This window comes from Mycobacterium bourgelatii, assembly GCF_010723575.1.
Classification (GTDB): domain Bacteria; phylum Actinomycetota; class Actinomycetes; order Mycobacteriales; family Mycobacteriaceae; genus Mycobacterium; species Mycobacterium bourgelatii.
Map to the genome: position 1 here is coordinate 2,547,120 of NZ_BLKZ01000001.1, position 26,323 is coordinate 2,573,442.

Here is a 26,323-nt window from a genome sequence, read left to right on the forward strand (position 1 = left end):
TCATCGACGGATCTGCCTTGCCAGCGCTATTCAGTTATCCCCAACCGGGGATGTGCTCCGACCGGTACCTACGCGCTGTTGCCGCCATCGGAGAGAATCGCGAAGGAATGCCCGTCCAGCGTGGTGCCCCCGCCGTTAGCTCGGGGTGCGCCCCAGGCCAGCACCACCTCACCCGTGACCGGCACACTGACCGGCTCGGTGTCAAGGTTGCAGGCGATCGCAAATCGGCCGCGGCGCAGCACAATCCAGCGCTGCTCCTCGTCGTAATCGATGATCAGGTCGGTCAACCAGGGGTCGGCCAGGTCGGCTTCGTTGCGCCGCAACGCAATCAGGTCGCGGTACACGGCGTGCAAGCGTGCGTGCTCATCATCTCCGAGCTCATCCCAGTTCAGCTTGGAGCGCGCGAAGGTCTGCGGGTCCTGCGGGTCGGGGATGTCGTCGGCATCCCAGCCGTGCTCGGCGAATTCCGCCTTGCGCCCATCCCTGGTGGCTTGCGCCAGTTCGGGTTCGGGGTGGGAGCTGAAGAACTGGAAGGGCGTCGAGGCTCCCCATTCCTCACCCATGAAAAGCATTGAGGTGAACGGGGAAGCGAGCACCAGGGCGGCTTTCACCGCGAGTTGACCGGCTGTCAGATTCTGCGATGGCCGGTCTCCGAGGGCGCGGTTGCCGACTTGATCGTGGGTGCATGTGTAGGCGAGCAGCCGGGTTGCGGGGATCGCGGAGGCGTCGATGGGGCGCCCGTGACGCCGGCGCCGAAACGACGAATAGGTGCCGGCGTGGAAGAATCCGTGCCGCAGTGTCTGCGCCAGGGTGGCCAGGGAGCCGAAGTCGGCGTAATAGCCTTGGCGCTCGCCGGACACCGACGTGTGGATGGCGTGATGAATGTCGTCGGCCCACTGCGCGGTGATCCCGTAACCACCGCGGTCTACGGGCGTGATCAGGCGCGGGTCATTGAGGTCGCTTTCCGCGATGAGTGACAGCGGGCGGCTCAACTGTTCTGACAACCAACGGGTTTCGGTTGCCAGTTCTTCGAGGATATGGATGGCCGTGGTGTCCACCAGCGCGTGCACGGCGTCCAGTCGCAGGCCGTCGGCATGGAAGTCGCGCATCCAGCGCAACGCGCAGCCGATGATGTAGCGCCGAACCTCGTCCGAGTCGGCGTCGGCGATGTTGATGCCCTCACCCCACGGATTGCTCGCCGACGACAGGTACGGCCCGAACCGGGGCAGATAGTTGCCCGACGGCCCGAGGTGGTTGAACACCGCGTCGATCAGCACTCCGAGACCGCGCCGATGGCACGCGTCGACGAATCTGACCAGACCGTCGGGTCCGCCGTAAGGCTCGTGCACGCTGTACCAGAGCACGCCGTCGTATCCCCAGCCGTGCGTGCCGGCAAAGGAGTTGACCGGCATCAGTTCGACGAAGTCGACTCCGAGATCGACCAGGTAGTCCAGCTTCTCGATGGCGGAATCGAACGTGCCTGCCTGGGTGAAAGTGCCCAGGTGCAACTCGTAGATCACCCCGCCGTCCACCGGGCGGCCCGCCCAGTCGCTGTCGGTCCAGTTGGCGGCGGCCGGGTCCCACAGCTGCGAGCGCTCGTGGACCCCGTCGGGCTGTCGGGCCGAGCGCGGGTCCGGCAACACTTTGGGGTCGTCGTCGAGCAGGTACCCGTAGCGGGCGTCCGGAGGTGCATCCACGGTCGCATGCCACCAGCCGTCGTCCGTGCGGAGCATCGGGTGTACCGCGCCGGCTACATCGAGGCGCACCAACTCGGGTTTGGGCGCCCAGACCCGGAATTCAGCCACGATCACGCTCCAGCAGGACGACGGGGAGGTCGGAGAACAGTTGAGCGGCGGCGGTGGGTCCGCTGGCCACGGCACCGCTGAGGGTGTCGGTCCACGATCCTTCGGGCAAGGGCACCACGGTGTTGCCCCAGCCGATGTCCTTCAAGCGCACCGTCCACCGGGTCACCGCGACCAGGATGTCCTCGCCGCGGCGGAAGGCCAACACATGCTCGCTGGCGTCGCCGTGGGCGAGCACCGGGATGTAGTCGCCGTGCAAGAAGGTGTCCGGGTGCGCGCGCCGCAGCCGCAGCGCCGTGGTGACAACCCGAATCTTGGGATGCTGCAACTCATTCAGGGCCGCCCGCCGAACCTCATAGTCGACCTCGCGGCGGTTGTCGGGGTCAACGAGGCTGTCGTCCCACAACTCGGTGCCCTGGTAGACGTCGGGTACCCCGGGCACCGTCAAGGCCAGCAGCTTCTGTCCCAGCGCGTCGCTGGCGGCATGTGGGTTGAGTTGTCCAACGAGTTTGGTCAACTCGTTGGCCACGGGTCCGTCGAGCACCCGGTCGAGCCAACCGTGCACCGCATCTTCGAACTCGGTGTCTGGGTCGTTCCAGGTGGTGTGCCAGGCGGCCTCGCGGATCGCCTTCTCGGCGTAGCCGTGCAGCCGGTCACGCAGCTGCGGCGTGACCTCGCCGCCGAGCGGCCAGACACCGAATATGTTCTGCCACAGGAACTGTCCGGTTGCGCGATCGGGAGGCGGCGCTAGCGATTCCCACCGCGAGACGAATTCCGCCCACAGCGAGGGGACCTGGGACAGCACACCGATGCGGGCACGCACGTCTTCGCCGCGCTTGGTGTCGTGAGTGGTGAGCGTGGTCATGGTCTGCGGCCACAACCGCGCCCGGGTAGCGGCACTTTGGTGAAACTCGGCGGCACCCACACCGAACCGGTGCGGTTCGCCGCCCACCTCGTTGAGCGAGACCAGTCGCGCGTCGCGGTAGAACAGGCAGTCCTCAACAGCTTTGGCCGTCACCGCCCCGCACAGCTGTTGCAGACGGGTGGCCGGTTCGCCGCCCCGAGCCAGTGCTGCGGCGAGGATCTGCAACGCGGGTCCCAAATGTGGTTGCGCGGCTTCGGTTTCAGCGAGCGCGGCCGGCAGCAGCGCGGCCAGGCCGGGATAGTCGGAGCGGTACACGTCGATGTTGGTCAGCAGTGCGGCGATGGTGTCGGGCAACAGGGGGTCATCGCCGCCCGCCGTGGCCGCGATGCTGCGGCGTAGCCTGCTGAGTTCGCTGCCCAGGGTGTCGGTAGCAGCTTTGATCTTCAGTTCGGCCAGCAGCGCGGGCATCGCCTCATAGTCCACGCCCGCGGACCCGACCAGGTCCGTCAGTGCAGGTTTGCCTTGCGGGTCGACAAAGACACCGCCTACCTCGCGCAGCACGTCATAGCCGGTGGTGCCGGCGATCGGCAGCGTCGGTTCCAGCGCCTCGTCCACGCCCAGGATCTTTTCGATCACGATCCAGGCTTGGTCGCCGACCAACTCCCGGAGCCACACCAAATACCCGCCGGGATTGGACAATCCGTCGGGATGATCAATGCGGACGCCGTCGACCAGTCCCTCGCGAAACCAGCGGGCGACCTCGGCGTGACAGGCGTCGAACACGGCGCGGTCTTCCTGACGCAGCCCGGCCAAGGAGGTGATCGAAAAGAAGCGGCGGTAGCCGACGACACCGTTCTTCCAGCCCACCAGTCGGTAGTGCTGGCGGTCGTGCACCTCGGGTCCGGTGCCGTCCCCGGTGCCGGGGGCGATGGGAAACGCCAGGTCGCCCAGTCGCAGTAGGTCGCCGTCAACCGTCAGATCGGCGACGTCGTCGTCGGAACCCAACACCGGCAACACGATTCGGCCGTCGGACAGATCCCAATCGATGTCGAAGTAGCGTGCGTAGGCGGAATCGCGCCCGTGCTGGAGGACATCCCACCACCACGGGTTCTGCTGGGGTTTGTCGACGCCGACGTGGTTGGGCACGATGTCGACCACCAGTCCCATGCCGCGTGCCCGCGCCGCCGCCGAAAGCCGGGCGAGCCCCTCGGGCCCGCCTAGTTCAGCGGATACGGTCGTCGGATCGACGACGTCGTAGCCGTGCGCAGACCCCTCCGTCGGACTCAAGATGGGGGACAGGTACAGGTGCGTGACCCCGAGGTCATCGAGATAGTCGAGCAGCTTCTCGGCGTCGGCGAAGGTGAACGCGAACCCGCTCGACGCGCCCCGCAGCTGCAAGCGGTAGCTGGATAGGACTGGAAAACCCATGTGCTACAGCGTCTTACGCAGTATGAGTACGGATCTTCCGGGCAGCGCAATTTCTTCTTCGGTCTTGACCACTCGGTCCGCTACGCCGGTGGGATGGGTCGTGTCCAGCTCCACCGTCCATTCTTCGGCGTAGTCCTTCGACGGCATGACGAAGATCACGTCCTCGTCGTGGGCGTTGAAGCACAGCAGGAAGGAGTCGTCGACGACGCGTTCGCCGCGCCGGTTGGGTTCGGGCAGCGCCCGCCCGTTGAGGAAGACCGCGATGGACTTACCAAAGTCGTTGTCCCAGTCTTGAGCGGTCATCTCCTGGCCGGACGGCGTCAGCCAGGCAATGTCGTGGGTTTCCGCACCACTGCGGACCGGTTTCCCCTTCAGGAAGCGGCGCCGGCGAAACACCGGATGCTTCTTGCGCAGCGTCGTCACCTTGCGCGCGAAGGCCAACTGATCGGCGTTTTTCTCGACCAGCGACCAGTCCATCCAGGACAGCTTGGAGTCCTGGCAGTAGACGTTGTTGTTGCCGAGTTGGGTGCGTCCGATCTCGTCGCCGTGCGAGATCATCGGAGTGCCCTGGCTGACCATCAGGGTGGCCCAGAAGTTACGCATCTGCTGGCAGCGCAGCTCGTTGATGTCGGGGTCGTCGGTGGGCCCCTCGACGCCGCAGTTCCAGGACCGGTTGTGGTTCTCGCCGTCCCGGTTGTCCTCGCCGTTGGCCTCGTTGTGCTTCTCGTTGTACGACACGAGGTCATTCAGCGTGAAACCGTCATGAGCGGTAACGAAATTGATGCTCGCGCTGGGTCGTCGCCCAGTCGCCTCATAAAGGTCCGACGACCCGGTCAGCCGGGAAGCGAACTCGCCTAGGGTTGCGGGCTCGCCCCGCCAGTAGTCGCGCACAGTGTCGCGGTATTTCCCATTCCACTCGGTCCACAAACCTGGGAAATTGCCCACCTGGTAGCCGCCCTCGCCGATATCCCACGGCTCGGCAATCAATTTGACCTGGCTGACCACTGGATCCTGCTGTACCAGGTCGAAGAACGCCGACAGTCGGTCGACGTCATAGAACTCACGGGCCAGGGTGGCGGCGAGGTCGAAACGGAAACCGTCGACATGCATTTCCAGCACCCAGTAGCGCAGCGAGTCCATGATCAGCTGCAAGGTGTGCGGGTGCCGCACGTTGAGGCTGTTGCCGGTGCCGGTGAAGTCCTTGTAGTGGCGCAGATCGCCGTCGACGAGTCGGTAGTAGGCGGCGTTGTCGATGCCGCGGAAGTTGATCGTGGGGCCAAGATGATTGCCCTCGGCGGTGTGGTTGTAGACCACGTCGAGGATGACCTCGATGCCGGCTTCGTGGAAGGTGCGGACCATCGACTTGAACTCGGCGACGGCGGCCCCGGGCTTACGGCTCGCCGCGTACTGGTAGTGCGGGGCGAAAAAGCCAAATGTGTTGTAGCCCCAGTAGTTCCGCAATCCCAGGTCCAGCAGCCGGTGATCGTGCAGGAACTGGTGCACCGGCATCAGTTCAATCGCGGTGACATTGAGCGACTTCAGATGATCGATGATCACCGGATGGGCCAGCCCGGCGTAGGTGCCGCGCAGTTCGTGTGGGATGGCCGGGTGCGTCTGCGTCATGCCCTTGACGTGCGCCTCGTAGATGATGGTCTCGTGGTAGGGCGTACAGGGCGCCCGGTCCGATGCCCAGTCGAAGAACGGGTTGATCACCACGCTGGTCATGGTGTGGCCCAGCGAGTCGACCATCGGGGGAGTGCCGGTCTGAGAGGGGTCCTGGGCCGCGACTTCTAGGTCGTAGGAGTACAGCGCCTGCCCGAAGCGAAAGTCGCCCACGAAAGACTTGCCGTAGGGATCGAGCAGCAGCTTGCTGGGATCGCAGCGGTGACCCCGGTCCGGGTCGAACGGCCCGTACACCCGAAACCCGTAGCGTTGCCCGGGGGTGATGGCGGGCAGGTAGCAGTGCCAGATATAGCCGTCGACCTCATCGAGATTGATTCGTGTTTCGTTCCCGTCCTTGGCGATCAGGCACAACTCGACCCGTTCGGCGACTTCGGAGAACAGCGAAAAGTTAGTGCCTGCACCGTCATACGTGGCACCGAGCGGAAACGCGGTCCCAGGCCACACCATCGCCAGCGCGGGGGACGTGTCTGTGGTCTCGGGATCGTGCTGGCTCGACGACATCACTTGACCTTAACCGCGTCCATTCGCCGTCGCGTGTCACCACCAACCGGTGGCCGCCGCGAGTTGGCGGCCGAGGGCGGGGGCCAGTGTCCGCATGTAGGTGGGGGTGATGTGGTGCGCGTCGCGATAGATCAGCACATTCCCCTCGACCGAGCGGCACACGTCGGGCCGGCATATCGCGTCGGACAAGTCCAGCGGTTTGAGTACCGGGAACCGTGCGACAAAGTCCAGGGTCTGGTTGTAATCGGACAACAAGTCGGACCGCTTGAGCTCACACTCGTCACTCTGGCTGCCGCGCTTGGCCAGACAGTCCGCCGGGGTGAATGGTTGGCCGTCCTTGACCAGCCACGGCGTGTCCCGCATGCCCAGGATCGGAATGTTGTTGTCGGAAAACGTTTGCCAAATCCCGATGTAGGTGGCGGGCATCACGTCGCCGGGCTTGATGTTCCACGGCCGCGTGGTGGTGGTGAACACGTAGTCGGGATGGTCGGCCACCAGCTTGGCCATCGCCGTGTCCACCCACTGCCGGCACTGCGGATAGGGCGCGTTGTTGCCCATGATCAACGGGACCTGTTCGGTGGACAGCGCGCAACCCATCTTGAGGTACGTCACCACCCTGAAGTGGTGCAGGCGACCGAGCAGGTCCAGTGCGGGCAGCCAGTGTTCGGCGTGCGAGCCGCCGGCCAGAGCGATGGTCCGCGTCGCATTCGGGTCGCCGTACGTGCAGTTGACGAGTGCCGGGTTGACGAAGTCACTGATGCACCCGTCACGGGTGGACAGTGGGAGGTCCTCCTTGACCTCCAATACCGTTGGCCGCATCCGCAACTTGGGCACCCGCACGTGGTCGGTCAGCGCCCGCGCGCCGGGATAGTCCTGGGCGCTCAGGCCGTTGAGTTCCTTGCCGGCGGCGCGCAGCACCATGATGTGCTCGCGCCAGCTGAATGACGTCGCGGTCAGCGTGACGCCCAGGAGGACCACCGCCGAACCCAGCGTCATCGTCGGCCGCCGCATGCGCAGCCGCAGGGGTACCTGCGGCGTGGTCCGCTGCGTAGCCCCCGCGGCGGGTGCGCGATAACGCAGCGGTTCCTCGACGTGGCGCATCGTCAAGTACGCCAGCACGCCCGACACCAGCAGCACCGCCGTGCCTTCGATGAAGTTGGCCTTCTTGTGCCCGGTGAACGAGAGCCAGAAGATCAGCAGCGGCCAGTGCCACAGATACAGCGAGTACGCCATCGCGCCGAGCGTCACCAGTGGCGGGAGTGCCAGCAGGCGGGCCGGCAGCGTCATCCGGCCGCGGGTATCGGGACGGCTTTGCATGTTCGCCCCGGCCAGGATCATCAGCATTGCGGCGCCGACCGGCACCAACGCCCACGGGCCCGGGAACTCGTTGACCCCGTCGATCAGTGCGCCACACGACACGATCGCGCCCAGCGCAATGGTCGCGATTACCGTGCGCAGCCACATCGGCCAGCGGATGTAGGGCACCAGCGCCCCCACCAACGCGCCCAGCAGCAACTCCCACGCGCGGGCGAAGCTGTTGTAGTAGGCGGTGGATTGGTTGGTCTGATGAGCGCTGATCGCGTAGATGAACGAGGCCACCGTCAATGCGCTGAGCAGTACGACGAACAACGTACGCAGGTGGCGGCCGAGCATGTCCCGAAACAGGTAGGCGCTACCGGCGATCAGCAGCAGGAACGCGATATAGAACTGGCCCTGCACCGACATGGACCAGATGTGCTGCAGCGGGCTGACGGCCTCGCCGGCACGCAGGTAGTCCGACGCCGAGTTGGCGAGCTCCCAGTTCTGGTAGTAGCCCAGGCTGGCCAGGCTCTGGTCGGCGTACGTTTCCCAGCGGGTCTCTGGCTGGATCAGCACGGTGAGCAGCGCGCAACCGGCCAGCACGACGACCAGGGCGGGGACCAGCCGTCGGATTAGCCGGACCACCTCGGTCCCCGGGGACAGGGAGCCATTGAACGACGCCCGCAGAATCTTGCCGCCGAAGAAGAAACCGGACAGCGCAAGAAAGACGTCAACTCCGCCGGAAACCCGGCCGAACCAGACGTGGAACATCGCCACGAGGGCAATCGCCACGCCGCGCAGGCCGTCGAGATCGTGCCGGTAGAAGCCGGATTTGCGGGTCCCCATGGCGGCGCCGGCAGCTGGCGCTGCGGTGCTAGCGGAGAGTGCTGACGGGTTGGGCATCGTCCGTTAATTTACCCAAAAGCCACCGCCCGCTCCTGCCGCTGAGCTGCGCAGTCAGCGGGGGAGCGGGCGGCGAGTACTGGAAACGCTTTGCTCGGTTGGCCGAGCTCAGTTTGTCGGGGCTGCGAAATTCGGCACCTGCGGGGCCTGCTGTACCGGTGCTGGCTGCCCCGGCACGGTCTGACTTGGGACCGTCTGACCTGGCACGGTCGTCTGCCCCGGCACGGTTTGACCCGGGACCGTCTGACCTGGGACGGTCTGGCCCGGGACGGTCTGGCCCGGGACGGTCTGACCTGGGACAGTCTGGCCCGGCACAGCCTGCCCAGGCACTGCCGATTGAAGCGGGGCTTGCCCCGGCACGGCGGCCTGGGCGGGTGCCTGGCCGGGTACGGCGGCCTGGGCGGGTGCCTGGCCGGGTACGGCGGCTTGAGCGGGCGCCTGACCCGGAACAGCCGTCTGCCCCGGCACGGTCTGGCCTGGCACCGTCTGCCCCGGCACTGTTTGCCCCGGCACCGTCTGGCCGGGCACGGTCTGGCCGGGCACCGTCTGGCCGGGCACGGTCTGGCCGGGCACGCTCTGTTGGATCGGCGATTGCTGCAGCGGCGTCTGCTGGACCGGCGTCGTCGTTTGTGCGCCCAGGATCCGCACTAGATAAGGCGCCATGCCGCTGGTGCGCACCGGCGAGACCTGGACGACGTCACCCACCTCGACCATCTGCCCGTTGCCGAGGAACAACGCGACGCTCTGCGTGCCCTCGGGACCGTAGAAGATCAGGTCTGCCTTGCGAGCTTGCGACGGCAACACCCGCTGGCCGACCCGGTACATCTGGCCCGAAGAGCGCGGCAGCTTGAGCCCCGCTCCGGCGTAGGCGTATTGCACCAGTCCCGAAGCGTCGAACCCAACAATGTTGGCGCCGCTGCCGGTACCCCGGGTGGGGCCGGTGACACCGCCGCCCGCCCAGGAGAACGGCACGCCGCGCTGCGACAGGGCCCGCTGGATCACGATGTCGGCGGCCTGCTGGTAGTCCATTGTTCTGTTGACCGGGTCGGCGAACGCGACCGCTGGTTGGGCCACCATCGGGGCCGCCAGGATCGCTGCACCGACGGCGAAAGCGTAGATGCGTTTCATGGGGTTCCAACCTCCTTGGCCCTCGCGGGCGCTGTGTGCCTTGACGGTGTGCCTCAACGCGGTGACTTCGCGCCGCGGCGGCCGCTCATGTGACTCCCGCGCCGGCCGCCGCACTGGGGCCCGAAGGAGCGCATGACACGTGGCAACGTGAATCAGCCGGGCTACCCGTTGTATTCACACCAGTCACTACAGACACTCTGACAACACAAAAGGAGGGTCGCCATACCCGCGGGGCATTATTTGTCGGAACGTGACCGGACGGTTACTGGTGCGCCCAATCTTGCGCGGGCAGTTGTGATTTCGATCTCACAACGATTCGTCGCCTAGGCCGGGGCCGGATTCCTCGTCAGAAACGTGCGCTGAAGCCAGCCAGCGCGGAACACAGCACCGAGGTGATGGTGAGGACGGCGACGCTGATGAACGGCCAGAAGAACATGTACCAGCCCCTGACCATCGACACGAAGGGGCCGAGGACGGCGGCGGTGATGGCGCCACCGATTCCGCCCCACATGAACGGATAGATGTAGAAGTTGACGCCGTAGGGGACCGGCGGGCAATCGTCGGTGGCACAGACGGTTTCGGTGAATCCGAACAGCTTTGACGTCCAGCTGGTCAGCGAGAGCAACAGCAGCAGCGCACCCAGCAACGCCATCGTGAAGACAAGGTCCCACGGCTTGATTCGCAGCCTGATGACCTGCGGGCCCGGCTCGGCCACTTCCTCGGGCATGGCCTCGGCGACCTCTTCGGGCATGGCCTCGGCGTCCGCGGCGGGGCTGGTTTCTGGCGAGTGATTCGGCAAAGCCATGCCTTGCATGCTCCCCGATGGCCGCGGTTTGCGCGACCGGCACGGTGTTCTGCTGCATTAGTGTCGGTCTCCATGACCGCGGCGGGACCGGGGTTGACCCCCGACCAGATCAGTGCGATCGACGCCGCCCACCTCTGGCACCCCTACAGCACCATCGGCGTCGAATCACTGCCGCCCGTGGTGGTAGTCGCAGCTCACGGCGCCTGGCTGACGGTGATCCGTGACGGACGGCCGGTCGAGGTGATCGACGCCATGAGCTCGTGGTGGACCGCGATCCACGGCCACGGCCATCCGGTCCTGGATGCGGCGATGACCGCCCAACTGGGCACGATGAACCACGTCATGTTCGGCGGCCTGACCCACGAGCCGGCGGCCCGGTTGGCGAAGCTGCTGGTGGACATCACCCCGGCGGGTTTGGAGACGGTGTTCTTCAGCGATTCCGGTTCGGTGTCGATCGAGGTCGCGGTGAAGATGGCGCTGCAGTATTGGCGCAGCCGCGGATTGCCCGCCAAGCACCGGCTGATGACGTGGCGGGGCGGATACCACGGCGACACCTTCACCCCGATGAGCATCTGCGACCCCGACGGCGGCATGCACTCGCTGTGGACGGACATCCTCGCCGCCCAGGTGTTCGCCCCCCAGGTCCCTCGCGACTACGACCCCGAATACAGCGCGGCGTTTGAAGCGCAGTTGGCGCAGCATTCCGCGGAGCTCGCCGCGGTGGTAGTCGAACCCGTCGTGCAAGGCGCGGGCGGGATGCGTTTCCACGATCCACGCTTCTTGACCGATCTGCGGGATATCTGCAGCCGTCACGACGTGCTGCTGATCTTCGATGAGATCGCGACCGGGTTCGGCCGGACCGGCGCGCTGTTCGCCGCGGACCACGTCGGCGCCAGCCCCGACATCATGTGTGTCGGCAAGGCGCTGACCGGGGGATATCTCAGCCTGGCGGCCACCCTGTGCAGCACCGAGATCGCGCACACGATCAGCACCGGCGAGGCCGGTGCCCTGATGCACGGGCCGACGTTCATGGCCAACCCGCTGGCGTGCGCGGTGTCGGCCGCCAGCGTCGAGTTGCTGCTCGGCCAGGACTGGAAGGCGCGCGTCGACGAAATCGCCACCGGCCTGACCGTCGGACTGGAACCCGCCCGCGCGCTACCGGCGGTCACCGACGTGCGGGTGCGCGGCGCCATAGGCGTCATCGAGTGCGACCGACCGGTCGACCTCGCCGTGGCCACGCCCGCAGCGCTGGACCATGGTGTGTGGCTGCGCCCGTTCCGCAACTTGGTCTACGCCATGCCGCCCTACATCTGCCCGCCCGATGAGATCGCCCAGGTCACCTCCGCGATGGTGGAGGTCGCGCGACTCGTAGGCTGAACACCCATGAAGGGCGTGCGGGCACCGATCGAGACGTCACCGCTGGCCTGGCTGGACGAGGTTGAGCAGCAACGCCGCGCGGCGGGATTGCGGCGTTCGCTGCGTCCGCGTCCGGCGGTGGCGACCGAGTTGGACCTGGCCTCCAACGACTACCTCGGCCTGTCGCAGCACCCCGACGTCATCGATGGCGGTGTCCAGGCGTTGCGGGTCTGGGGTGCCGGTGCCACCGGTTCTCGTCTGGTCACCGGTGACACCGAGTTGCACCAGGAATTCGAAACCGAACTGGCCGAGTACGTCGGCGCGTCCTCGGCGCTGGTGTTCTCATCCGGCTACACCGCGAACCTGGGGGCAGTCGTCGGCCTCACGGGTCCGGGATCGCTGCTGGTGTCGGACGCCTACTCGCACGCGTCGCTGGTCGATGCATGCCGGCTGTCTCGGGCTCGGGTGGTGGTGACGCCCAATCGCGACGCCGACGCCGTCGATGCGGCCTTGGCGGCACGCGACGAGGAGCGTGCCGTCGTCATCACCGATTCGGTGTTCAGCGCCGACGGCTCACTGGCTCCCGTTCGCGAGTTGCACGACGTGTGTCGCCGCCGCGGCGCGCTGCTCATCGTCGACGAGGCGCACGGTCTCGGTGTGCGCGGCGGCGGGCGCGGGTTGCTGTACGAAGTGGGCCTGGCCGGTGCGCCCGACGTCGTGATGACCACCACGCTGTCGAAGGCGCTCGGCAGCCAGGGCGGCGCGGTGCTGGGACCGGCGCCGGTGCGGGCCCACCTGATCGACGCCGCCCGGCCGTTCATCTTCGACACCGGGCTGGCGCCGGCGGCGGTCGGCGCCGCCCTGGCCGCGCTGCGGGTGCTGAAGGCCGAGCCGTGGCGGCCCGACGCGGTGCTGCGGCACGCCGGCGAGCTTGCCCGGATCTGCGATGTGCCCGAAACACCGCAGTCGGCGGTGGTCTCGGTGATCCTCGGCGATCCGGAGGTCGCGCTGGCCGCGGCAGCCGCGTGCCTGGACGCCGGTGTGAAGGTGGGGTGTTTCCGGCCGCCGACGGTCCCCGCCGGGACGTCGCGGTTGCGGCTCACCGCGCGCGCTTCGCTGAGCGGCGACGAACTCGAACTGGCGCGGCGCGTCCTGACGGACGTGCTGTCCAGATCCTCGTGAGGCGCGCCCTTTGAGCGTCCTGGTCATAACCGGGACCGACACCGGCGTCGGAAAGACCGTCGCCACCGCCGCGCTGGCTTCGCACGCCCGGCAGGCCGGCATCGACGTCGCGGTGTGCAAACCCGCCCAAACCGGCACCGACGACGGTGATGATGACCTCGCCGAGGTGGCCCGCCTGGCCGGGGTGACCGAACTCGTCGGACTGGCGCGGTACCCGCTGCCCATGGCGCCCGCCGCGGCCGCGGAGCGGGCGGGACTGCCGTTGCCCAGTCGTGAGGAGGTGGTGCGGGTGATCCGGGAGTTGGACCGTCCCGGGCGGCTCACTCTGGTCGAGGGCGCCGGCGGCCTGCTCGTCGAACTTGCCGAGTCGGGCGTCACCCTGCGTGATCTCGCCGTCGACCTTCGCGCCGCGGCGCTGATCGTCGTGGCGCCGGGTCTCGGCACGCTCAACCACACCGCGCTGACCCTGGAAGCTCTTGTTGCACAGGGGATTCCATGCGCTGGACTGGTCATCGGCAGCTGGCCGTCGCGGCCCGGGCCGGTGGAGACCGCCAACCGCAGCGCGCTGGAGCGGCTGGCTCCGGTGCGGGCCGCCCTGCCCGCTGGCGCGGCTGCAGCGCCAGACTTCGCGGCGCTGAGCGCGGCGGCGTTCGACCGGGACTGGGTAGCGAGTCTGGTCCGCTGATGGTGCATTCGATCGAGCTGGTCTTCGACCGCGACACCGAGTCCACCATCCGGCGCATCTGGCAGGACCTGGCCGAAGCCGGCATACCCAGCCAGGCCCCGGCCAGTCGGCCGCATGTGACGCTGGCCGTCGCCGAACGCATCGATCCGATGGTCGACGAGCTGCTCAGACCGGTCGCCGAACGCCTGCCGCTCAACGCCATAGTGGGCGCGCCGGTGCTGTTCGGGCGGGCGAACGTGGTGTTCACGAGGCTCATCGTGCCGACGACTGAACTGCTGGCCCTGCATGCCGAAGTCCATCGGATCTGCGGGTCGCACCTGGCGCCCGCGCCGATGTCCAACAGCCTGCCGGACCAGTGGACCGGGCATGTCACGCTGGCTCGCCGGGTCGGTGGACACCAGCTGGGGCGGGCACTGCGCATCGCGGGCCGGCCCGCGCAGATAGACGGCAGTTTCGCCGGTTTGCGCCGCTGGGAGGGCAACAAGCGCACCGAGCACCCGATCGGGTGACGTCAGGGAGGTTGTTCTGGCGGCCAGCCCGCTAACCGCCGAACAGCAAATACAGCCCGGTGAACGTGTAGCCGACCATGACCACCATCATGGTGAGCTGCCCGGTGAGCTGATGAGCTTTCGGCAGCAGCTGTAGCGCCTTGTCGTGTGCGGCGATCACCGCGACGATGTGGCCGATGACGACGCAGGCGACCTTGGTGGTCGACAAGACAGCGGGGTGCATCGACAGCACATAAGCGACTTGGTGGTGTGCCAGGCCCAACAGGTTCCATCCCCGGCCGAATGGATCGGCCAACGCGATGATGGTCTGCTGTCCACGCTCCACCAGGTAGGTCAGGTAGTGGGCGAAGATGTAGCCCACCACGATCGGGATCAGCGAGTGCGCCATCTGGCCGGGCAACGCGCGGCGCTGCTCGGCATCGACGCCGCCCGTCGCCCGTGCCGCCAGTGAAAAGGTCAGGGCGACAACCGAAATGAAGAACAGTAGGCCGAGGGTGCGCAACGCCGAGGACGTCACTGTCTCGGGCACGGCGGGTATCCCGCGCGTAATGCCGTCGGAAAAGTTGCGCCAACTCGGTGACGCCGAATAGCTGTCGAACGCGGTGGACCCGAGCAACACCGACAACAGCAGCACCACACCGGGACGGACGGGCAATGACGGCAGGTGGTCGAAGGGGTTGCCGATCGCGATCCTGCCCGTGTCCGGATTCCGTCGAAACGGGCTCAGCCGGGACACCGCCATGCTGTAGACGCCGAACGGGTCGGCGCGGGCCAGCCAACGCTGCCCGCACAGCCACGCCCCGATCAGCATGGCGAGGGTGTAGATCAGCAACCAGCCCTTGACCCAGGACAGGGCCGCGGGATCGGGGCTGGCGAGTTCCATCCACACGAACGCGAACAGACCGAGCGCGGCGGGTCGATAGCCCCAGGAATCCGGATAGGAGAACCGTGCCTCACCGAGGCGGCGGGGCAACAAGCGACGCATCAGCAGGTACACCGTGCGGACGAGTGAAATGACCCGCCACACCGGTCCGAGGAGCAACGAGAAGGCCACCAACCCGACCCACAGCAACACGTAGAAGGCCCCCAGGAGGCCGTTCGACGTCGTTTGCGGTCCCCAGATACCGGCCGCCAAAACCCAGAGGGCGAACAGCAATCCCAGGCCCGCCGCGGTCCAGCGGGTCACGGGGGAGTCGACCAGTGTGGTCACCGCCTGCGGCAATGGTCGGCCCGGTTTTTCCGGGTCGAAGCGCGGCTTGCGCCATGCCAACGCGACCACGGCGAACGTGAACGTCAGCGCCCAGGCGGCCCCGATCAGCGCGAAGGTGTACGGGATCGGAAGATCACTCGATCCGCCCAGGCCGTGTGCCAGCACCATTGAAGCCCCCGGAGCCGCTGAGGTGCCCGCGTCGGTCACGCGTTTACTTGGATCGTGACGATCGTCCGCTTGAGGTGGTGCAATTCCACGTCGACGTTCCCGGGAACGTCGACGCTGAACTGGAACTGCTGGTTGGGGGCGGCGTTGACCTCGAACTTGTGATCCGGCACCGAATGCACGTGCAGCTCGTCTTTCACGTCGCTGGTGACATGCAAGGTGATCTGCTCGCCCACCGTGGCATTCATCTTTGCGTTCGTGGGCGTGACCTGCCCGTTGGCGATGGTCACGTCGACCGTCAAGGCTTCGCCGGCCGGTTTGGACGGGGAGCCGCCGCAGGCGACCAGGCTGGACAGCGCCAAGGTCAATCCCCCCGCGAGGAATGCACGACTAAGCATCGGGTTACGCCGCATGTGGCTGTGGCACAGGACGCTTGTCCTCCTCAACTTCTTGGGGCGTGGTCTCAACGTTGATCCTGCCAGCACCCCAACTCAGCCCCGCGATCACCATCAGCGTGAAGATGGCCACCAGGATGGAGCCGGCCGTGAACAACCATTCCGGCGCGCTCGGGTCGCGCTCGCGCTGCAGGATGGTGTTCTCGAAGACGAACGGGCGGGTCATCTCGGGCTGGGCCGGCACCTCGTCCGCCGGAATCGCCTCGTCCGCCGGCTCCCAGATTGGCACCGCGGCCATCGTGTAGCCGTCCTGGATGCGCAGCAGCGTCTTCCAGGTGCCCCAGACCGGGATGGGTTCGGTGGTGCGGTAGTGGCCGGGACCGATCTTCTCGAGCCGATCGATGACCAGGCCTCGATTGTTTTCCATCTTCCCCTGCCAGGACGTGATCGACACCCAGTCGGGGTTGTCCCTGATCAGGTCCGGCGGGTTGATCTGGATGTCGGCGGACACCATGCGCTTGCCGGGCTCGCTGGGCAGCTCCGTCAGCTTGATGGTCGCGGTGTTCTCGCTCGGGATGACGATGTGCAGGCCGTTGGCTATCGCACCGCCGATCACCAGCACCGTGGCGACGACGACCGAGACGCTGATCGCGCGGCGGGGTATGCGTTGCCCGGTGAGCACCATTCCGACCAGCGCTCCGATCAGGCCCATCAAGACCGCCACCGGCACCGCCATCGCCAGGCCCTCACCCCACATGCTGGTCGGCCACGGGTATTCGTAGACCGCACCGATCCACAGCGATTCCAGCCAGAGGCCGACCGTGCCGACCAGCAGGCCGGAGACGGCACCGAACACGACCGGGCGCTTGAACACCGGAGTCAGCGCCAACAGCTCGACGACCAGCGCGGGTCCGAGATAGAGCGGGAACCAGTTGATGGGCGCGCCAAGGATGGGCCCCACAATCAGCGCGACGGCGCCGCGCAGCGCGATGGCGAACAGGGCCGCGATGATCGCCGCACCGCGACCCAACGTCATGCGGGCCACCACCAGGGCACACGCTGCGACACCGGCGATCATCATCGGGTGGAAGGCCAGCCGGAACTGCTGCACACCGAAGTCGTATTCGATCTGGTAGACCGACAACCCGATCAGCAGGCCGCCACAGGACAGGTAGCGCAGGAACTTGACGAACGGACGCTCGGGGGGCGCATCCGGTAGGGCCCGCCCGCCCTCGTACTCCAGCATCAGAACAGCGAACAGGGACAGTCCCGCCCCGCCGATCATCATCAGGTGCGTCGGACCCCACAGGGTGACGTCCTGGCCGAATATGCGATGCCAGATGTCATCGAGCGGGAAACCGAACAGCGCGTACATCCCGCAGCCGGCCATCAGAATGCCGCCGACGGGCGCGTGCCAGGTCTTGGTGATGCGGACGGGGGCCGGGCCCGGCTCGTCGAATGGCAGCACGATCGCGATCATGCCGCCGAGAAATATCCCGAACAGACCGATGATGATGAAGTAGTGCGCTGGGTTGGCCAGCGGCCCGGGGTCGCGGCCTTCGCCGATGTGCCAACTCACATCCCAGATGAACCCGAACAACGCGCAGATGATCGACGTGGTGTAGACGAGCACCGGCAGCGCCACCCAGTTCGGGCGTCTGAACTTGACGCCCAGCCAGTCGGCGAACCGCTCCAGCCAAGTGATGCGACGGGTGCGATGGGCCCACCCGATCGCCAGCATGATCAGGCTCAACACCATGGCGGCAACCGACAAGCCGATCACCTGGCTCAGTTCGGCACCACCTGCCGCGGGAGCCTCCGCAACCACTGTTAGTCCCACTGCAACCGCCTCTCAGCCGGCCCGAAACCTGACGAAGCGGGAATGCCCGCCCGGAGGGCTCGTCAATCCTGCAAATTCGTCAGCTGCGTCGGTCGCGCATTGCCAGGTACAAGACCACACCGACGACGATCACTGCGGGCAGCAGCGCGGGTATCGCCAGCCATACACCGTGGTCGGCGAGATACACCGCATGCTGATCGCTCATGTGATCACATCCCCGGACCGCGGCTTCGGTACGCGACCCTGTTTCTATTGGATTTGGCCCCCGCGCTAGAGCCGAGGCAGATATGGCGCTAACTGAAACGTACCCCAGCGGTCACGCGCGAAACCGAAGGCGCGTGGCCCGGTGGGCGTACAGCCGCGTTGGGACCGCTACCCTAACTTGAACACTTCTTAAGACCCGCCGCCGATTGTGTCCGGGCGGCTGACGCATTCCGCGGCTCGGACTGTCCACGACACGACGAGTCGGGGACACCGCTGGACAAAAGATGCAGGAGTACCTGGTGACGCAAGCTGCAACGCGACCTGTCGACGCGCCTCACGGCGGTCCTGGCTCTGACGGAACCGACATTCTGGCGGTTGCCCGTCAGCAGGTGCTCGAGCAGGGCGAGGGACTTGACAAGGACCAGGTGCTGCAGGTGCTGCAGCTTGGCGACGACCGCCTCGAAGAGTTGTTGGCGTTGGCCCACGACGTGCGGATGCGCTGGTGCGGTCCGGAGGTAGAGGTAGAAGGCATCATCAGCCTCAAGACCGGCGGGTGCCCGGAGGACTGCCACTTCTGTTCCCAGTCGGGGTTGTTCAAGTCTCCGGTGCGCAGTGCCTGGCTCGACGTTCCCAGCCTGGTCGAAGCGGCCAAGCAAACGGCGAAGTCCGGTGCCACCGAATTCTGCATCGTCGCTGCGGTGCGTGGCCCCGACGAACGATTGCTGTCCCAGGTGGCCGCCGGGATCGAGGCAATACGCAACGAGGTAGAGATCAACATCGCCTGCTCGCTGGGCATGTTGACCGAGGAGCAAGTGGACAGGTTGTCGGCGATGGGAGTGCACCGCTACAACCACAACCTGGAGACGGCGCGCTCGTTCTTCACCAACGTGGTGACGACGCACACCTGGGAAGAGCGCTGGCAGACCTTGTCGATGGTCCGCGATGCCGGTATGGAGGTGTGCTGCGGCGGCATCCTCGGCATGGGCGAGACGCTCGAGCAGCGGGCGGAGTTCGCTGCCGAACTGGCCGAACTGGGCCCCGACGAGGTTCCGCTGAATTTCTTGAATCCGCGACCGGGAACGCCGTTCGGAGACCTAGAGGTCATGCCGGCCAGCGAAGCGCTCAAAGCGGTGGCGGCCTTCCGGCTGGCGTTGCCACGGACCATGCTGCGCTTCGCCGGTGGCCGCGAGATCACCCTCGGCGACCTGGGTGCCAAGAAGGGCATCCTGGGCGGCATCAATGCGGTGATCGTCGGAAACTACCTGACGACCTTGGGCCGTCCCGCAGAGGCCGATTTGGAGCTGCTTGACGACCTGCAGATGCCGATCAAAGCTCTTAACGCCACCTTGTAATCAAGTGGGGTCAGAAGTAGGGATCGTGGTTGCAAACCTGGGCGCTCCGGTCGGTGCCGGTGTCTTCAACGTTTACACCGGGGAACCGGCCGGCACGGCCGTGCCGACGGCGGCCGAGCTGGGTCTTGAGCCGCCCCGTTTCTGCGCGGAGTGCGGGCGCCGCATGGTGGTGCAGGTCCGTCCCGACGGCTGGTGGGCGCGGTGTTCGCGCCACGGTCAGGTGGATTCGGCGGACTTGGAAGCACAACGGTGACCGAAAACGTCGGGGCCACCGGGCCCGTCGCTGAACCAGACCGACAACTCGGGCAGGTTGACGCACCCGCCACATCCCGATCGCGTGCGATCACCACTGTGGTGCTCGGTTTGGCGGGGTCAGGTGCATTCGTCGGCGCGCTGTGGGCATGGATTGCGCCGCCGGCCCATGCGGTGGTGGCGGTCGCGCGTTCCGGCGAGCGCGTCCACGAGTACCTGGGCGCGGAATCCCAAAATTTCTTCGTGGCGCCGGTCCTGCTGCTCGGGTTGCTCGGCGTGGTGGCGGTGGTGTCCTCGGTGCTGGTCTGGCAGTGGCGCGAACATCGGGGTCCGGAGATGGTCGTCGGCCTGTGTGTCGGGCTGATCGCAACGGCGGCGGTGGCCGCGGGTGTGGGTGCGCTTCTGGTTCGAATGCGTTACGGCGCATTGGATTTCGATACGGTCACGCTGGCCGACGGTGACCACTCGGTGACCTACGTCAGGCAAGCGCCGCCGGTATTCTTTGCCCGCGACGAATTGCTGGTGGCCGCAACATTGCTGTCACCGGCCGCCATCGCTTCACTGGTATATGCGCTGATCGCGGCAGGTTGTGCACGCGACGATCTGGGCGCCCATCCGCCCGCCGGACCATCGGCAGGGCCGCCGCCAAAACCTTCGACGCAAACTCCGTCAGCGCCGGAACCCTCGGTGTCCTAGCGGGGGTCAGAGCGGGTTGAACCGCACCTTCCGGCCGGTGACCACCTTGGCGGCGATCCTCGCCAGACGCGCCATGCCGATGTAGGTCATGGGGTTGAACATGGTCGGCCACTTGGTCCTGATGATGTGTTCGTCGAGCGGCCTGCGGTTGAACCGGTCGGTCAGCCAACGCAGCGTCATCGGCGCGGAGAGCGGGTGCAGCAACATGTGCTCGTTGAACGCGTCCCGGTGGTAGGTGACGTCGGCGCCCCCGGCGCTGTACGCGTCGGCAAGCTCGTCGATGTCGTGCACGGAGATGAGGTAGTCGTGCACGGCCTGCACGATCAAGACCGGAGGTACCGGCACCGCGCTGCCCAGCTTGATGTCGTCGAAGACGTGCGAAACCTCCGGAGTCGACAAGATGTCCTCAAGGGGTTCGTCGAGGTATTCGCCCATGTCCTTGCCGGCCATGTGGATGACGGCGGCGGCGGTGGTCAGTTTCTCGAGTCGATCGAGCAGGGCGCGGCCGTCTTCGTTGGTGTGTTCCTTGATCACCCGGTCCAGGTCGGGGTAGCTGTGGGTGAGCGCGGCCACCACCAGCCCGGGTAGGCCGGCGAAGAGGCCACCGTTGAGTCGGCGGAAGGTGTTGCCCAGGTCGCCGACGGGCGAACCCAGCACGGCGCCGACGATGTCGAGCTCCGGCGCGTAGTCACCGGACACTTCGGCGGCCCAGGCGGTGGCCAAACCGCCGCCGGAGTACCCCCACAGCCCGATCGGGGCAGCCGGGGGCAACGAGATGCGCTCAGAACTCAGGACGGCGCGGATACCGTCGAGGATGCGGTAGCCAGGTTCGTAGGGGACCCCCCACGCGCCGTGCAGCCCTTCGTGGTCAGGAACCGAAACCGCCCAGCCCTCGGCAACGGCGGCGGAGATCAGCAGCAGCTCAAGCTGGGCCATTGACCCGATGGCTTTGGTCGCCCCTCGACGCAGCGCATAGGACGGGAAGCAGCGCGACGAGACCGCATCGATCGCGCACTGATATGACAGCACCGGAATGGTTCGGCCCGGCTTGGCTTCGGCCGGAAGAAACACCGTGGTGACCGTGGCCTCGGGATTGCCGTTCATGTCGGTCGTCCGATACAGCAACTGCAGGGCGGTGATGGTCTGCGGTATCAGCCCCATGAACGCCACTTCGACATCGCGTGAGCGAAGCACGGTCCCGGGCGCGGCGTGGTGGAATCCGGCGGGTGGCTCGTAGAAAGGGTCGTCCAGCGGGAGCAGCGGCTTGACCTTGCGCTGTAGCTCTTCATGCGGTGGACGAGCCAGCCATTCCGCACCCGTCGCACCCGCTAGATTGCCGGCCTCCAACATTGGAGCTCCCTTCGTGGCGTCTTCGGTCTCCTCGCGCCCCTGAAGCCCGTGGGCGACGGACGGAGCCGTAGTTGCAGCCCTAGTCACAGTAGGGCGCCGGCCCGCGATGGGCGGCCAGCGCCTCTTAAGTTTCTCTTAAGTAACCTTATCCAACTCTTACTCAAAGTACGGCATTGGCCGCCGCTGGAGCGACCACTACTTCGCGTGCCGCTTGTCACAACTGTGGTTCGCCTGCGTTCTGGGTCTCATCCGCCGAGGTTGTTGGCCGCTCCGGTCGGACTCAGCGCCAGGGCGACAATCCCGCAAACGAAGACTCTGGCGGTCGACAAGCTGGGCCGGCGGTCGATCTCCGGGCGCTCGATCGCAGCGACGAGATATATACGGGCCGCCACATCGAAGCTGATGGTGCAACCACTTGGGGTGCCTATGAGCCAGGAGGGCGTAGAGCGGCGAACTCGTCGGTGACCCTCAACTGGGAGTCGGCGAACCGATACAGCGCTGCCGGGCGACCGCCGCTGCGCCCGGACTGCGCGATGGTGCCGGTCTGGGTGATCACCTTGCGACGGACCAGGACTCGCTGCAGGTTTGTGGCGTCGACCTGGTAGCCCAATGCGGCGCCGTAGATGTCGCGCAGCGTGGAAAGCGCGAATTCCTTTGGTGCCAGGGCAAATCCGATGTTGGTGTAGGACAGCTTGGCGACCAGTCGCGCGTGCGCGTGGGTCACCATCGGCCCGTGGTCGAAGGCCATCGGCGGCAGCGAGTCCACCGGATGCCAACGAGTGTCCGCGGGCAGTTCGGGAGTCGCGGGGGAGGGCACCAGTCCCAGAAAGGTCGACGCAATGATCCTGGCGCCTGGGACTCGATGTGGGTCCGAAAACACCGCCAACTGCTCGAGATGGGCGACCTCGCGCAAGTCCACCTTCTCGGCGAGCTGCCGGCGAACGGATGTCGTCATGTCTTCGTCGTTGCCTAGCCGACCGCCCGGCAGCGACCAGGCGCCCTTTTCCGGATCCCGGGCGCGCTGCCACAACAGGACGTTCAGCTGCGGTTTTTCGGCGCGGCGGTCTCCCTTGGCCGACTCGGTGACCATCCGAACCTGGAACACGACGGCAAGCACTTCGTGCGAGGTGCTACTATGGGGCATGTTTTCGATTATAAGTCGAAAACCTCCTGGGTGCGAAAGGAGCCGCCATGACGGTCTCGATCCGCATGGACACGCCCGCCAGCGACATCTCCGCCATGACTGCCCGCATCACGAATTCCGAAACCGGATATGGGGGAATCGAGGGCGACGAACAGTGGGCCGCTGAAATCCGCCGCCTAGTGCGGATGCGTGGCGCCACGCTGTTGGCGCACAACTATCAGCTGCCCGCCATCCAAGACGTGGCCGACCACGTAGGGGACTCGCTGGCGTTGTCTCGGATAGCCGCCGAGGCGCCGGAGGACACCATCGTCTTCTGCGGCGTGCACTTCATGGCGGAGACGGCCAAGATCCTCAGCCCGGAAAAGACCGTCCTGATTCCGGATCAGCGGGCTGGGTGTTCGCTGGCCGACTCGATCACGCCGGAGGAGTTGCAGGCGTGGAAGGACGAGCACCCCGGTGCCGTCGTTGTCTCCTACGTCAACACCACGGCCGCCGTGAAGGCGCTGACCGACATCTGCTGCACATCGTCCAACGCCGTCGATGTCGTCGCATCCATCGATCCCGACCGCGAAGTGCTGTTCTGCCCGGATCAATTCCTCGGCGCTCATGTTCGCCGGGTGACCGGTCGCAAGAACCTGCACGTCTGGGCCGGTGAGTGTCACGTGCACGCCGGGATCAATGGCGACGAACTGAGCGACCAGGCTCGCGCCAACCCCGACGCGGAACTGTTCGTGCACCCCGAATGTGGTTGTGCCACATCAGCTCTGTACCTGGCTGGCGAAGGTGCCTTCCCGGCCGATCGGGTGAAGATCCTGTCCACCGGCGGCATGCTGGACGAGGCGCACAAGACCCACGCCCGCAAGGTGTTGGTGGCCACCGAAGTCGGCATGTTGCACCAACTGCGCCGGGCCGCACCGCAAGTCGACTTCCAGGCCGTCAACGATCGCGCGTCCTGCAAGTACATGAAGATGATCACCCCGGCGGCGCTGCTGCGCTGCTTGGTGGAAGGCGCCGACGAAGTCCATGTCGACCCGGACGTTGCCGCGGCCGGTCGGCGCAGTGTTCAGCGGATGATCGCAATCGGACAGCCCGGTGGTGGCGAGTGACGGCCGGACCCGCGTGGCGGGATAGCGCCGACGTCGTCGTCATCGGAACGGGCGTCGCCGGCTTGGCCGCAGCGCTCGCCGCTCACCGCGCCGGCCGCAAGGTCGTTGTCCTGAATAAGGCGTCCCACACCGGCGGGGTGACCGCGACCCACTACGCGCAAGGCGGCATCGCTGTGGTGTTGCCCGATAACGATGATTCGGTGGAGGCTCACGTCGCCGACACCGTGGTGGCCGGTGCGGGCTTGTGTGACTCCGACGCTGTGTACTCGATCGTCGCCGACGGCTACCGTGCGGTGGCCGAATTGGTCGGTGCCGGTGCCCGGTTCGACGAAAAGTCGCCAGGGTGTTGGGATTTGACGCGCGAAGGGGGGCACTCGCGCCGGCGCATCGTCCATGCCGGCGGTGATGCCACCGGCGCCGAGGTGCAGCGGGCGCTCGATCATGCCGCCGCTGCGCTGGATATCCGCACCGCTCACGTGGCCCTGCGTGTGCTAAACGACGGCACCGCGGTGACCGGGGTGTTGGTGCACAATCCGGACGGGACCGGCATCATCAGCGCGCCGTCGGTGATCCTGGCGACCGGCGGGCTGGGGCATTTATATGCCGCGACCACCAACCCCGAGGGTTCGACCGCCGACGGCATTGCGTTGGCGTTGTGGGCCGGCGTGCCGGTCAGCGATGTCGAGTTCGTCCAGTTCCACCCCACGATGTTGTTCGCCGGCAACGGCAACGGCAACGGCAACGGCAACGGCAACGGTGGCCGGCGACCGCTGATCACCGAGGCCATCCGCGGTGAAGGTGCGATATTGCTTGACCGGCAAGGCCGGTCGGTGACCGCCGGCGTCCACCCGATGGGCGACCTGGCTCCGCGCGACGTCGTGGCGGGCGCGATCGACGCCCGGCTGAAGGCGCTCGGCGACCCGTGCGTCTACCTCGACGCGCGTGGCATCAACGGCTTTGAGGCACGGTTTCCCACCGTCACCGCTGCCTGCCGAGCCGCGGGCATCGACCCTGTCCGCCAACCGATTCCGGTCGTGCCCGGCGCGCACTACAGCTGCGGTGGCGTCGTCACCGACGTGTACGGCCAGACCGAGCTGCCAGGATTGTTCGCCGCGGGCGAGGTGGCTCGGACCGGCATGCACGGCGCCAACCGGCTGGCCTCCAACAGCCTGCTCGAGGGGCTGGTGGTCGGTGGGCGTGCTGGACGCGCCGCCGCCGCGCATGCGGCGGCAATTAAGCCGCTCCCCGCAGCCTGGCCCGAGCCGGTCATCCACACCGCCCTCAAACGTGCCAAGTTGCAACGGGCGATGAGTCGCGATGCCTCAGTGGTGCGTAATGCAGCTGGGCTGCAACGACTTTCCGAGGCGTTGGCCGCCGCGAAGGCGCGCGATCTGATGAGTCGTGAGGACTTTGAGGACGTGGCCTTGACGGTCGCCGCGCGGACCGTGGTCGCTGCCGCGCTGGCCCGCAACGAAAGTCGGGGCTGTCACCACCGTGCCGAATTTCCGGATCAGTCCAGAGAGTATGCACGTAGCAGCCAGGTCCGGTTGGTCGACGACGAATGCGTGGTGCAGGTCGAGGCATTGGCGGGGGTGGGCTGATGAAGCTCTCGGAAGAAGAGCGGGCCGCGGCTTACGAGACAATCCGGCGCGGTCTCGCCGAGGACCTGTGCTACGGGCCCGATGTCACCACGATTGCCACCGTGCCTGCCGGCACCATGGCAACTGCCTCGATGGTGCCCAGGGAACCCGGCGTGGTTGCCGGGGTGGATGTCGCGTTGATGGTGCTCGACGAAGTGATCGGCGCGGCGGGCTATGAGGTGCTGCACCGGGTCGAGGACGGCGCCCGGGCACAGCCCGGACAGCCGTTGCTGACGGTGCGGGCCGAAACTCGCGGGCTGTTGACGGCGGAGCGGACCATGCTCAACCTGGTGTGCCACTTGTCGGGCATCGCCACCGTGACCGCGGCGTGGGTCGAGGCGGTGAAAGGAACCAAGGCCAAGATCCGTGACACCCGCAAGACTCTGCCCGGGCTACGAGTCGTGCAGAAGTACGCGGTGCGCGTCGGCGGTGGTGTCAACCACCGGATGGGCCTCGGCGATGCGGCTCTGATCAAGGACAATCACGTCGCGGCCGCGGGATCGGTGCTTGCCGCGCTGCGGGCGGTGCGAGACGCCGCTCCCGACCTGCCTTGCGAGGTCGAAGTGGATTCGCTCGAGCAGTTGGACGAAGTGTTGCCCGACAAGCCGGAACTGGTTCTGCTCGACAACTTTCCGGTTTGGCAGACGCAGATCGCGGTGCAGCGAAGGGATGCCCGGGCGCCTTCGGTGTTACTGGAGTCATCGGGTGGACTCAGCCTGGAAACCGCCGCGGCGTACGCGGGAACTGGTGTGGACTACCTCGCCGTAGGCGCATTGACGCATTCGGTGCGGGTGCTCGACATCGGCCTGGATATGTAGCTAAC

General features: G+C 66.6%; 22 protein-coding genes and 1 pseudogene. 10 read left to right on the plus strand and 13 right to left on the minus strand.

Annotated elements, in window-relative coordinates:
- Positions 1-68: 68 nt before the first annotated feature.
- From treZ to G6N68_RS11340, 6 genes and pseudogenes are all read right to left on the minus strand, one after another.
- Positions 69-1,805: a malto-oligosyltrehalose trehalohydrolase gene (treZ, locus tag G6N68_RS11315; protein ID WP_163711718.1), complete on the minus strand. Its 1,737-nt coding sequence runs from the start codon at positions 1,803-1,805 to the stop codon at positions 69-71.
- A complete protein-coding gene (treY, locus tag G6N68_RS11320) occupies positions 1,798-4,095 on the minus strand; it encodes a malto-oligosyltrehalose synthase (RefSeq protein WP_163711722.1) in 2,298 nt (765 codons plus the stop codon). The genes treZ and treY overlap by 8 nt, the downstream gene beginning before the upstream one ends.
- Positions 4,096-4,098: 3 nt before the next feature.
- A complete protein-coding gene (gene glgX, locus G6N68_RS11325; protein WP_163711725.1) occupies positions 4,099-6,279 on the minus strand; it encodes a glycogen debranching protein GlgX in 2,181 nt (726 codons plus the stop codon).
- 36 nt (positions 6,280-6,315) lie between these two features.
- Positions 6,316-8,481, minus strand: a complete 2,166-nt coding sequence (gene sucT, locus G6N68_RS11330; RefSeq protein WP_163711728.1) for an acetyltransferase SucT — start codon at positions 8,479-8,481, stop codon at positions 6,316-6,318.
- A 321-nt stretch (positions 8,482-8,802) separates the two neighbouring features.
- Positions 8,803-9,609, minus strand: a pseudogene (gene ripD / locus G6N68_RS11335) (NlpC/P60 family peptidoglycan-binding protein RipD); the annotation flags it as partial.
- A gap of 346 nt (positions 9,610-9,955) precedes the next feature.
- The gene (locus G6N68_RS11340) at positions 9,956-10,414 is read right to left on the minus strand and encodes a hypothetical protein (protein WP_163711734.1); all 459 of its coding nucleotides are present in this window, start codon (positions 10,412-10,414) and stop codon (positions 9,956-9,958) included.
- 72 nt (positions 10,415-10,486) lie between these two features.
- Here G6N68_RS11340 and G6N68_RS11345 point away from each other — a divergent pair, with 72 nt between their 5' ends.
- From G6N68_RS11345 to G6N68_RS11360, 4 genes are read left to right on the plus strand one after another with little or no spacing between them, the layout of a single operon-like run.
- Positions 10,487-11,791, plus strand: a complete 1,305-nt coding sequence (locus G6N68_RS11345) for an adenosylmethionine--8-amino-7-oxononanoate transaminase (protein WP_163711737.1) — start codon at positions 10,487-10,489, stop codon at positions 11,789-11,791.
- Between the two features lie 6 nt (positions 11,792-11,797).
- Positions 11,798-12,952, plus strand: coding sequence for an 8-amino-7-oxononanoate synthase (locus tag G6N68_RS11350; protein ID WP_163711740.1), 1,155 nt, complete (start codon positions 11,798-11,800; stop codon positions 12,950-12,952).
- Between the two features lie 10 nt (positions 12,953-12,962).
- Positions 12,963-13,637, plus strand: a complete 675-nt coding sequence (bioD, locus tag G6N68_RS11355) for a dethiobiotin synthase (RefSeq protein WP_163711743.1) — start codon at positions 12,963-12,965, stop codon at positions 13,635-13,637.
- Positions 13,637-14,146 (plus strand): 2'-5' RNA ligase family protein, encoded by a 510-nt coding sequence (locus G6N68_RS11360; protein WP_163711746.1) that lies wholly within the window; start codon positions 13,637-13,639, stop codon positions 14,144-14,146. Before bioD ends, G6N68_RS11360 begins: the two co-directional genes overlap by 1 nt.
- Before the next feature lie 31 nt (positions 14,147-14,177).
- Here G6N68_RS11360 and G6N68_RS11365 read toward each other — a convergent pair whose 3' ends face one another.
- From G6N68_RS11365 to G6N68_RS31455, 4 genes are all read right to left on the minus strand, one after another.
- Complete coding sequence (locus tag G6N68_RS11365) at positions 14,178-15,524, minus strand: hypothetical protein (RefSeq protein WP_163718483.1); 1,347 nt, start codon at positions 15,522-15,524, stop codon at positions 14,178-14,180.
- 35 nt (positions 15,525-15,559) lie between these two features.
- Positions 15,560-15,919, minus strand: coding sequence for a hypothetical protein (locus G6N68_RS11370; protein WP_163711748.1), 360 nt, complete (start codon positions 15,917-15,919; stop codon positions 15,560-15,562).
- A gap of 4 nt (positions 15,920-15,923) precedes the next feature.
- On the minus strand, positions 15,924-17,708 hold the full coding sequence (locus tag G6N68_RS11375) for a hypothetical protein (protein WP_163718485.1): 1,785 nt from the start codon (positions 17,706-17,708) through the stop codon (positions 15,924-15,926).
- A gap of 127 nt (positions 17,709-17,835) precedes the next feature.
- Complete coding sequence (locus G6N68_RS31455) at positions 17,836-17,961, minus strand: hypothetical protein (protein ID WP_263992008.1); 126 nt, start codon at positions 17,959-17,961, stop codon at positions 17,836-17,838.
- 298 nt (positions 17,962-18,259) lie between these two features.
- Between G6N68_RS31455 and bioB the strand changes: the two genes are divergently transcribed.
- From bioB to G6N68_RS11390, 3 genes are all read left to right on the plus strand, one after another.
- Positions 18,260-19,312 (plus strand): biotin synthase BioB, encoded by a 1,053-nt coding sequence (gene bioB, locus G6N68_RS11380; protein ID WP_163711751.1) that lies wholly within the window; start codon positions 18,260-18,262, stop codon positions 19,310-19,312.
- Positions 19,313-19,337: 25 nt separating this feature from the next.
- Positions 19,338-19,565, plus strand: coding sequence for a biotin synthase auxiliary protein BsaP (bsaP, locus tag G6N68_RS11385; protein WP_163711754.1), 228 nt, complete (start codon positions 19,338-19,340; stop codon positions 19,563-19,565).
- Positions 19,566-19,654: 89 nt separating this feature from the next.
- The gene (locus G6N68_RS11390) at positions 19,655-20,260 is read left to right on the plus strand and encodes a DUF2567 domain-containing protein (protein ID WP_240355721.1); all 606 of its coding nucleotides are present in this window, start codon (positions 19,655-19,657) and stop codon (positions 20,258-20,260) included.
- Between the two features lie 6 nt (positions 20,261-20,266).
- Here the strand turns inward: G6N68_RS11390 and G6N68_RS11395 are convergent, their stop codons facing one another.
- The 3 genes from G6N68_RS11395 to G6N68_RS11405 all read right to left on the minus strand — a co-directional run bounded on the left by G6N68_RS11395 (position 20,267) and on the right by G6N68_RS11405 (position 22,754).
- Complete coding sequence (locus G6N68_RS11395) at positions 20,267-21,610, minus strand: lipase family protein (RefSeq protein WP_163711765.1); 1,344 nt, start codon at positions 21,608-21,610, stop codon at positions 20,267-20,269.
- Positions 21,611-21,855: 245 nt separating this feature from the next.
- Complete coding sequence (locus G6N68_RS11400) at positions 21,856-22,002, minus strand: hypothetical protein (RefSeq protein ID WP_163711767.1); 147 nt, start codon at positions 22,000-22,002, stop codon at positions 21,856-21,858.
- A 32-nt stretch (positions 22,003-22,034) separates the two neighbouring features.
- Positions 22,035-22,754, minus strand: a complete 720-nt coding sequence (locus tag G6N68_RS11405) for an NUDIX hydrolase (RefSeq protein WP_163711770.1) — start codon at positions 22,752-22,754, stop codon at positions 22,035-22,037.
- 47 nt (positions 22,755-22,801) lie between these two features.
- Here G6N68_RS11405 and nadA point away from each other — a divergent pair, with 47 nt between their 5' ends.
- From nadA to nadC, 3 genes are read left to right on the plus strand one after another with little or no spacing between them, the layout of a single operon-like run.
- Entirely contained in the window at positions 22,802-23,860 is a 1,059-nt protein-coding gene (gene nadA, locus G6N68_RS11410) for a quinolinate synthase NadA (RefSeq protein ID WP_163711774.1), read from the plus strand.
- Entirely contained in the window at positions 23,857-25,461 is a 1,605-nt protein-coding gene (locus tag G6N68_RS11415) for an L-aspartate oxidase (protein WP_163711778.1), read from the plus strand. The genes nadA and G6N68_RS11415 overlap by 4 nt, the downstream gene beginning before the upstream one ends.
- Entirely contained in the window at positions 25,461-26,318 is an 858-nt protein-coding gene (gene nadC, locus G6N68_RS11420; protein ID WP_163711782.1) for a carboxylating nicotinate-nucleotide diphosphorylase, read from the plus strand. Before G6N68_RS11415 ends, nadC begins: the two co-directional genes overlap by 1 nt.
- The last annotated feature ends 5 nt before the right edge of the window (positions 26,319-26,323 follow it).